Source organism: Desulfobacter sp., assembly GCF_050177295.1.
Genome location: NZ_JBFXHE010000163.1, coordinates 1 through 9297, shown reverse-complemented (window position 1 = coordinate 9297; position 9297 = coordinate 1). Strand labels below are relative to the sequence as shown.

At 47.3% G+C, this 9297-nt stretch carries 6 protein-coding genes and 1 pseudogene; 3 read left to right on the top strand and 4 right to left on the bottom strand.

Annotated features, from left to right (window positions below; translation table 11 throughout):
- The first annotated feature begins 556 nt into the window (after positions 1-556).
- Positions 557-1837 carry a sodium:proton antiporter NhaD gene (nhaD, locus tag AB7U36_RS12445; RefSeq protein ID WP_428159861.1) on the top strand — a complete coding sequence of 427 codons (1281 nt, stop codon included), beginning with the start codon at positions 557-559 and terminating at the stop codon, positions 1835-1837.
- A 117-nt stretch (positions 1838-1954) separates the two neighbouring features.
- Here nhaD and AB7U36_RS12440 read toward each other — a convergent pair whose 3' ends face one another.
- Complete coding sequence (locus AB7U36_RS12440; RefSeq protein ID WP_428160087.1) at positions 1955-3568, bottom strand: 3'-5' exonuclease; 1614 nt, start codon at positions 3566-3568, stop codon at positions 1955-1957.
- 1030 nt (positions 3569-4598) lie between these two features.
- Between AB7U36_RS12440 and AB7U36_RS12435 the strand changes: the two are divergent.
- Together AB7U36_RS12435 and AB7U36_RS12430 are read left to right on the top strand one after the other, a co-directional pair.
- A pseudogene (locus tag AB7U36_RS12435) lies at positions 4599-5775 on the top strand (DUF3375 domain-containing protein).
- 156 nt (positions 5776-5931) lie between these two features.
- Complete coding sequence (locus tag AB7U36_RS12430) at positions 5932-6267, top strand: hypothetical protein (RefSeq protein WP_428160086.1); 336 nt, start codon at positions 5932-5934, stop codon at positions 6265-6267.
- 70 nt (positions 6268-6337) lie between these two features.
- Here AB7U36_RS12430 and AB7U36_RS12425 read toward each other — a convergent pair whose 3' ends face one another.
- From AB7U36_RS12425 to AB7U36_RS12415, 3 genes are all read right to left on the bottom strand, one after another.
- The gene (locus tag AB7U36_RS12425) at positions 6338-7228 is read right to left on the bottom strand and encodes a DMT family transporter (protein WP_428160085.1); all 891 of its coding nucleotides are present in this window, start codon (positions 7226-7228) and stop codon (positions 6338-6340) included.
- A gap of 159 nt (positions 7229-7387) precedes the next feature.
- Positions 7388-9019 (bottom strand): hypothetical protein, encoded by a 1632-nt coding sequence (locus AB7U36_RS12420; RefSeq protein ID WP_428160084.1) that lies wholly within the window; start codon positions 9017-9019, stop codon positions 7388-7390.
- On the bottom strand, positions 9020-9297 hold a 278-nt coding region (locus AB7U36_RS12415; protein ID WP_428160083.1), incomplete at its 5' end, for a cupin domain-containing protein. It lies immediately after the preceding gene.

Sequence of the window (9297 nt, the reverse complement as noted above, 5' to 3'; positions counted from 1 at the left end):
CGGCACCCTGGAGAAATTCGGGGCGTATTTTCATGCTGAACCGGGCATATCCTTTTTCAACCGTCTCGGCCTTGATCTGTAAAAAATCCAGAAAAGGGTTGTTGACCGGCTCTCCTGCCGTCAGCTGTTTCAGGTATAAGGGGTAGTCAAACATATCGAGTTTCCTTTTATTTATTTTAGAAGTTGGCTGGGCATTGTAGATAAAAAAACATTCTTTTTAAATACATTTATTGACCCGGAAACAATACCCGGATACATTTGAGTTTTCCCCTGTGGATCTGGCAAAGGCCAGCTAGGCCAGAGTCGCTGCCATCAGCAGGTTTTAGGGATACGCAAAGGCAACCACTCAACTTTGCTTGCCATTTTATATGTATGGTTCGCAACAGCCTCCTGCGCACAACACATATTTCACTAACCTATTGTAATAAAAAATTATAGTATTATAATCCCTTTTCATATTTTAAACTTGAGGAGGCTTTATGCATACGCTGTTAGTAATCGTTTTTGTTCTGGCCTATTATAATCCCTCCTCGTATTTTAAACTTGAGGAGGCTTTATGCACACGCTGTTAGTAATCGTTTTTGTTCTGGCCTATTCGGCCATTGCCTTTGAGCATCCGCTCAGGGTTAACAAATCTGCTTCCGCCCTGCTGGGCGCCGGCATCATGTGGACCATTTACGCCGTTACCACGGGCAATCATCATCTGGTGACGGAACAACTCAATGAAAATCTTGCGGCCACCGCCCAGATTATCTTCTTTCTGCTTGGGGCCATGACCATTGTTGAGCTGGTGGATGCCCATGACGGATTTGAGGTGATTACCTCCCGGATCACCACCACCAGTCAGAGTGTTCTGATTGTACTCATCGGGATTGTCACCTTTTTTCTTTCCGCCATGCTGGACAACCTGACCACCACCATTGTCATGGTATCATTGACCAAAAAACTATTGGATAATCACGAGGACCGCCTGATTTTTGCAGGAATTATTGTTATTGCCGCCAACGCAGGTGGGGCCTGGTCTCCCATTGGTGATGTTACCACGACCATGCTGTGGATCGGGGGCCAGATCTCTTCATTAGGGATCATCAAATCGGTATTCTTGGCGTCCGTCGCAAATCTTGCTATTCCCCTGATTGTCGTCAGCTTTATGCTCAAAGGCAAGTCTGTGGGGAAAAAAGCAGAAAAGAATGGCTCCGGGACAACCACAAAGTTCCAACGGGACCTGGTGTTCGCTGTCGGCTTAGGAGCACTGGTCATGGTGCCGGTGTTCAAGGAGATAACCCATTTGCCGCCGTTTATGGGAATCCTGACCGGTCTTGGCGTTCTCTGGCTGGTGGCAGAGCTTGTCCACAAGGAGAAACCCGACGAAGAAAAGCAGCACCTGACCATAGTGCATGCCCTGGCCAAAATAGATATGGCATCCATTCTCTTTTTTGTCGGTATTCTGATGGCTGTGGCAATCCTGGAAAATACCCATATTCTGACGGCACTGGCAACCTGGCTCAACAAGACCATTGGTCAACAAAGCATTATCGTTGCGTTGATCGGTCTCATCAGTGCAATCATTGACAATGTGCCTCTGGTGGCCGCATCTATGGGGATGTATGATATGCATCAATTTCCCGTGGATAATTTCCTGTGGACCTTCCTGGCCTTCTGTGCAGGAACCGGCGGCTCTATTCTGATCATTGGTTCGGCGGCAGGCGTTGCTGCCATGGGCCTGGAGAAAATTAACTTTTTCTGGTATGTGAAAAAAATCAGCTGGCTGGCAATGCTTGGCTATATTGGAGGCATCTTGGTATTCCTGATCCAGTTCAAACTGTTCCATGGCTGATTAATAATAAATAGACATTATATCGATTTGGGATAAATGCTTGATTCTATTAGATCTTTAAAAATAAGCGTCCCCGTAAAATCAATAGGTTACGAAAAATCGGTATAATGTCTAATTTTAATATTTCAGTTTTGAGTATAAAGTCTTTTTAGAGGCGTTGATCGCGTCATTTAAAGTGTGAATACCTTTTTTAGCAAGAAGCGGAATAAGCTTAAGAAAGATCCCGGCCGTTGCCGAGGCATCGCCGATAGCTGTGTGGCGTCCCACAATATCAACGCCGGCAAAACTCGCGATAGCCGCCATATTATGTTTTTCGTGCATAGGATAAACTATTAGGGCAAGCAGGAGGGTGTCTAAAACCGGGTTGTCAAACTTTATTCCGGTTTGGGCCTCTTTCATAGAAAACATCTTCATATCGAATGCCGCATTATGCGCCACCAAAACCGTATCTTTGGAAAATTTATAAAAAAGCGGCAAAACTTCTTTTATATCGGGCTTTCCCTTAACCATCTCATCATTTATGCCGTGAAATTTTTCAGATTCGAGCGGAATGTTTATTTTCGGGTCTATAAGCTGGTTGAATTTTTCTCCGCATAAAATCCTGCCGTTTACGATTCTGACCCCGCCTATCGAAATTATCTGGTCATTTCTGGTATCTAGACCGGTCGTTTCCGTATCGAAAACCGTATACACGATATCTTTTAAACGCATATCATTTAATTTGGAATCGGTTTTCCGCTTTGTAAAAAGATCGAAATCGAAAAAATCCGGCCGCTCGTAGGCCTCTCGCTCAATCACGATGTTGCGCACACCCTCCGGCTCTTTCATCTCTGCAAGCGGTATCAGAATTTTTAGCCCTTTTTCGCTCTTTTCATTAAAACTTAAACTGATTTGCGCCTCATGATAGTTCACAAAATCTTTCAGCGTTAAAAAAAAATGATCATCTTTAAAAATATCCAAATTTTTCTCGGCATCCGGAATATGAAAAAAAATTGCCAGAAAATTTGCCTCTTTAAAAAGCTTGCAGTTAAACGTTTTTTTAAAAGTCTTATTTTTCAAAATGGTCAAAATAGATAAAAAAGCATTAATAAAAGAGTAAGTTTCGATCCTTATCCAGTTTATATGAGCCGGGAACTCAGGCTTTAGGGATATGTTAAGCTTTTCTCCGGCTCTTTTCTGGACAGTAGTTATGATGTCCCTGTCTGAAACCACCAGAAACGGCAGACGCTCTTTTATCTTCTCGATATAGTCTTGTTCGGACTTTTTTAAATTTTCTTCGATGGCAGCGATCTCCGGTGTTGTCATTTTCTCTTTTTTTATCTTATCGAGATAAGTAAGAACCTTGGTTGCGGTGGATTTGAAGATGTTGTCAATTTTTGCGTAAAGCTCAAAGTCTTTTCCTATGTTATAAAAAACGACCATAAATCCGGCAAAATTGTCACGCCGATCCGTTATCGGCGAGATGTCCGCCTGTATCAAAACATTGCCGGGGCTTAAAGTTATGAAAGAAGACGATGCCGCTACATGTTTCTTAGGGTTTTTTACGTTTATTTCATAAAGCGCATTCAATATTATGTCTTTATCGATAATATCGAAAATAGATCTGCCGATTCCGATAATATGGTTTTGAGCCTCTAAGATTTTGGCTTTTTTGTTGAAAAGATTTATCTCTCCTTCTGTGTTGCAGGCGATTATGCCTTGCGGGAGCTCATCGAAAAACAATGCGAGCATATTTTTTTCTATTTCGAGTTCGGCTCTTTTTCTGTTTATCTCTTCTTTTATATTTTTCTGCAGCGTTTCGTAATGATCCGCAAAAAGGTTTATGGCGTTTGAGATCGCTAAAATTTCGTTTCCGCCTTCGATATTGATCCGGTGGGAAGAATTAACTGTTAAAATGACGGATATTTCATCAGGTATTTTTGTCAAAGGAATAAAAAAATTATTCAAAAAAGCATAAATCGTGAAGCCGAGGACCTCAAAAAATAAAATGAAGCTGATAAAAAAGTAGACCCCATTTTCTTTGATGATTTTAAATAAAAAGTCCTGGCTTAAGGAGGGGAGCCTGCACCAGAAAATCGCCATGATAGATAAAAAGACAATAAATGTGAGCAGAGCCGAGATTCCTGTAAACCATAAAAATTTATTTTTTCTGTTTAACGGCATTTTTTTATGTTCAAATTTTTATGACATTTAAAGGAACCCCTCCTTAATGGGGTTCCCTCCCCTTAACCCCCCTCCCATACAGGAGGGGACCGTGTCGAAAAGATGTTACATTCTGTAATCAATATTTATTTTAACATACTCTATGGCAATGGTTCGGACATTTTTTAGCATAGTTTTGTAAAAAAAAGATGGACAAGAGTTCTTCAAACTTGAGAAAGTTTTATTGCAAAGTAAAATTTTCATTCAACAAAGAAGAACTCTATGGAAACAATAAAGCGTATTTTATCTCAAATGTCCATCTCTAAACCGCAACAGAAATTCTTGTTGATCTTGTTTTCAACGATCATGATCCTCCGAGGCCGGATGAGATCACCACCAGCCATCAACGCGAACACATCTTTATCTTCGGTCAATGCCAGGTGGCGATAGATCTTCTTTTCAGGGTGTTGGCCATCGCATGTAACCTGCTGTAAGCGTAAAACCGTTTGAGTAAACAAAGTCATTTCTGGTAAAAGAGGTTCCAGGGGCAAGTGAGTGCTTGGAGGCGGGGAAAAATAAAGCAAAAATGCACAAATCGTGACAAAACAGGAAACGCAGATTGAACTTCACTGGGCTGCAAGCAAAATATCGTCGAATTTTTGATGAAAGCAGGGCTTGGAAACTGCTCCGGGCGGACAATGCCCCGATCATCCTGTCGTTTCTTGCCTCCATTTTTGCCGAGGAAAGCGAAGTGCCTTTCAGTCGAGCCAGGATCGACCTTGATGCGGAACTGATTCGGCTTCGGGAGTTTGGCGTCTGGGAAACCGATACCAGTGCCGGGGTCTACCTTAACCTGTGGATCAAAGCGGGTTGGCTTCGGGAGATGGACGACATGCTCTCCAAAACAGAGGCGGCAGAGATCGCGCTTCGTTTTTGCAAAAGCCTGGATGAAAAGTCCAATGTGACCATGGCCTCCCACCTGCGGATTGTCCAGGAGGCGGTCCGGGAACTGCTGGTGGCCATCAGTACCAACCCCGAGGAGCGCCTGGTCCTGCTGGAAGAAAAAAAGGCGGCGATCCAGCACGAGATTGACCAGCTGCACGCAGGCGTTCTGGTGGAACTGTCTGCGGCAGAGCAGGCAGAGAATCCGTGAAATTTATCAGCTGGCATCGGTGCTGCCCGGAGACTTTCGCCGGATGGAAGATGAAATCCGGATGCTTGACCAGTCCCTTCGGGTTCAAATCATAGAGGCGGACCCCACCCGGGGGGATGTGCTGCAGTCTGTCATGCATCAGGAGGCCGTGCTTGAGAATACAGATGCCGGAAGAGCATTCGAAGGGTTTTTCCAGCTGCTGTGCGACCAGAACCGATCCATGGAGTTCCGGGACCAGTTGCGCACAGTGTTAAATCAGCCCGCTGCAGACCATCTGACCCCACCCCAGAAACATTTTCTTACCCAGCTCATGCGGGAGCTGACCCGGGAGAGCGACCGGGTTTTCAAGATCAGGCGACGGACCGAAGAGGGCTTGAGAAATTACATTGAAAGCGGCTGGGCCAGGGAGAACCGGCGTGTGGACCGACTGCTTTCCAGGCTGGAAAGGACGGCTGTGGCGTTGCGGGAACGGTCGTTGAATCCAAGATGCCTGACCCGCCTGTCCCTGCCTGTGGGGCCGGTGCAGATCAGCTCTCCTGAAAAAATACGTTTAAGGAACCCGGATGAGAAATTAGATACATCCGGTATCCGGGAAAAAAAGAATTCCGGCACGCCAAGCTTTGAAATGCTCAATATTTTCTGATTATAACGGATTTTGGGGAGGCCATTGATTCGGCTTTCTGGTCCTTCCCTATATTTCAGGCTTCTTATCCCTTGAACATGAATTCTCTGTCTTATTTTTGGTCACAATTTCAGAGCATGAACTAAAACGCGTCACAATAAATTCAAATAGTTAAGCATGGTCCCCCAAATCCGTTATAATCAGCTTTCTGCGCTCATGGGATTTACCGATTTGGCCAAAATGAAAGCCCATGACGATGAAATTATGCTGAACTATCTGAATTCAATCTCTTCAGCCATCCTGAGGGCAAGGGCTCTGGCACGCCGGATTAAATCCATCAATCCGAAAATTGCCGTTGTGCTGTGTACAGGCTTCAGCCACAGATTGACAAAAGAGATGTGGCAGTCCGCAGGCGTCTTTGACCTGCTCATGAAACCTTTAATTGCCGGCGAACTGTCCATGGCCGTTGATACTGCGTTGAAAAAAAGCGCCGGTGAAAAAGATATGGTCTGAAGAGTTATTTTCGCCTTGAACTTGGAAAAAGTATCTATTCCCTAACAGCCTGTTGTCTGATTGAATTGATTCATGAATTAAAAATGACAAGATAAGCCCCCGCCACCGCAAGTACAATGGCGGCCAATCGCTGGGCCGTCATTTTTTCTTTGAGCCATACCGTGGCCAGGATAAAAAGAAAGATGGTGGACATCTGGTTTAGTATCGCGGCCCTGGATGCGGTGGTGTATTTCATCCCCGCCATCCAGAGTACCAGGGCAATGTAGTTGCCGCTCACCGTTGCCGGCAAGGCATTGAACCAGGCTTTTGAAAATTTAAGCTCGCGGACAAACCGCATGCGTTCAGGGTGGCACAGCACAACGGGGACAAGGCCGATTACGCCGGCCGTAACCCTGATAAAGGTGGCCCAGAATACATCAACCTGGTCCAGTACATTCTTGGCAATCACAATGCCCAGGGCTACGAACATCATGGCAAGGCACCCTGCCCAAAGTCCCCATAGATTTGGGTCTTTGCGTATTATACCGGGTTTTAAATCATTTAGGGGAACAGCAGCGCCCACCAGAATGGCACAAAGAACCAGCCCACTGCCGATGATCCCCAAAATGCCTATGCGTTCGCCTAAAAGGATATAGGAAAACCCGAGCACACTGGGCAGATACAGACACTCCACCACCGCCACCATGCCGGCACCCAGGTGGTTCAGGGCGGAAAAATAAAATATGTCGGCCAGGGTAATGCCCAATAATCCCGACAGACCGAGAATCCACCATACACGCGGCACCACATCGGGGAAAAAAGGGATGCCCATGACGAGCATGGTCAGACCGATCAGTGCCATGGCCACAACACTTTTATAAATATTCAAGGCAATGGGCGAGAAGCTTTCCCCTGCTTTTTTAAACAGGATAACGGCAAAAGCCCAGAAAAACGCACATGCCAGAGCAAAGGCAGACCCCATAAATTCCTTTTCCTGTTTTACCCTCTATTAAATCCCTTTTGTGGCCGGATAAATGGGGAGATTGGGATACACCACACAGACTTTTTCAAGGCCCATATCCGGGGTGTGGCTGTATTCGGCCTTGAAATGCCACAGAACTTCATGCGCATTCGCCGGTTATCATGACGACAGCACTTTCCGGCAGGCAAAGGCAAAATCTTCGGGAAAACATCCGGCGATAAAGCGCATCTGGGCCTCGGAAAAGGTGCCCGGCGCATAGGGCAGACGCGGGATAAACGAGTACACAAGGTGTTGCTCGGTGACCGGGCTGTTAAACCGGCCTGAAAATTCCACGCTTGTGACCATCTGTGCGCCCAATGTTTCCAGGGTCTGGACGGCTATACGGATGCCGGTGTCCAGGGCATTGCGGGTTGCGGTGTCGGCGGAAAGCACATGGGGGCAGGGGGCTTTGGTCATCAGCATCAGCTCCCATTCACTGACCTGGGCCTTGGGGGCAAACAGCATGACTTTGTCGTTTTCCCAGACGACCAAATCATTGGGACCGTCCGGGTTCATGTCTGTTCGCTGATTGTTTTTAATGGCCTTGATAAAGGCGGTAAAAAAATTTGTGTTGTAGGCGGCTTTATAATCCCGGATAAAGTCAGCCACAAGATCCCCGCAGGCAAAGCAGGGATAAGGGTTGCCGTCGCTGTCCAAGATGCTTTCCGGAATCATGGCGTTCTGCTGGTGGATCATCTGGTGGGAGGCATGCAGCCGGTGTCCGGACTGGGCAAACCCGAATCCGAAATTCCATCCCCATAACGCCCCTGTAAAAAAGGGAGACTCACTGTCCAATGGGCTGCGGTCCCCCGATACCAGGGCATCCATAATTTCCGTGCGCAGTGCCTCAAGTTCATCTGTGGACAGGGGGCGGCCGGTTGCCGGCAGCGTCACGCCCAGCATCTGGGCAAGGCGTACATAGATGCGCTGGTAATACAGATGCCGGATACCTGCCATGTCAGACGGGGTCAGGTCATTGGCCCGGTAGCGGATTTGGTCATTGGCCATGTTAGTGGCATAATGGCCCCAGGGAATGTATGAGTTAGCCCGCATATATTCAAAAACATGGGTGTTATCCAGGCTTTCTCCCACAATGGGGCTGTCCCCCTGAATGCCGGGTTTGAGGACCATCACCTCTTTATAAACATCGGGCAGGGCCGGATTGTTGCCAAGCACATCATAAAGATCATGGTCGTGGATGACCGGGAAGAGCCAGCCTTGATTGTTCTTTCCAAAGGAAAGACCCGTGGGCGGATGGTCCTTACCATTATCATATACAAAATCGCAGGCAAGGCCGGCAAGTACACAAAGCTCCTCCGGGTCCGTGGACGCCTGGGCCAGTGCCAGTTTCAGGGGGCGGGGAAGCAGTTCCAGCATCTGGGTCACAGTATTCCGCTGCACGCCTTTTCCCTTTTGCCACTGTTTCAGACAAGCGCTTAAGGAGCAGTCCGACCGGGCGGGAAGGCATATGGTATCGGGACGTTCTGCCTTGCGGTCCGCCCAGTCGGAATTGATAAAGGTGCTGCCCCGGAATGGAAACGCATTGGCGATTTCATAAATTCGGTCATCCGCGCTTGCCTGGACCTGCCCCTGGGGATAATTCTGCAGGTTTTTCACAGGCCTGCCATCAGGAAGGCGGCCAAGCACATCGTCAGTGCTATTTTGCCTGAAATTGTCCACATCAAATCCAGGTTTGTGGATTCCCACTACAAATTGCCCCTGGGGGGTGACGCAGGTTCTGGGCGCTTTCATCTACATCTCCGGGGCTTTGGAAGGCACCAGGCACAGAAAGGCAAGATGTCCGTCCGAGCTGTTTTTTATCTGGTGGTCAACATTGGGGGGCACATAAACTGCGGTCCCCTGGGAAATGTCATGCCACTGATCCCCGAGAAGCACCTCGCCTTTGCCCTCAACCACGTAAATTTCATGTTCCCAGTCATGGGTATGCCGGGGGGCATGACCGCCGGCTTCAACGTCAAATCTTCTCATGCAGAAATTGGGGGCGCCGTCATCCTTACCGATGAGTACCC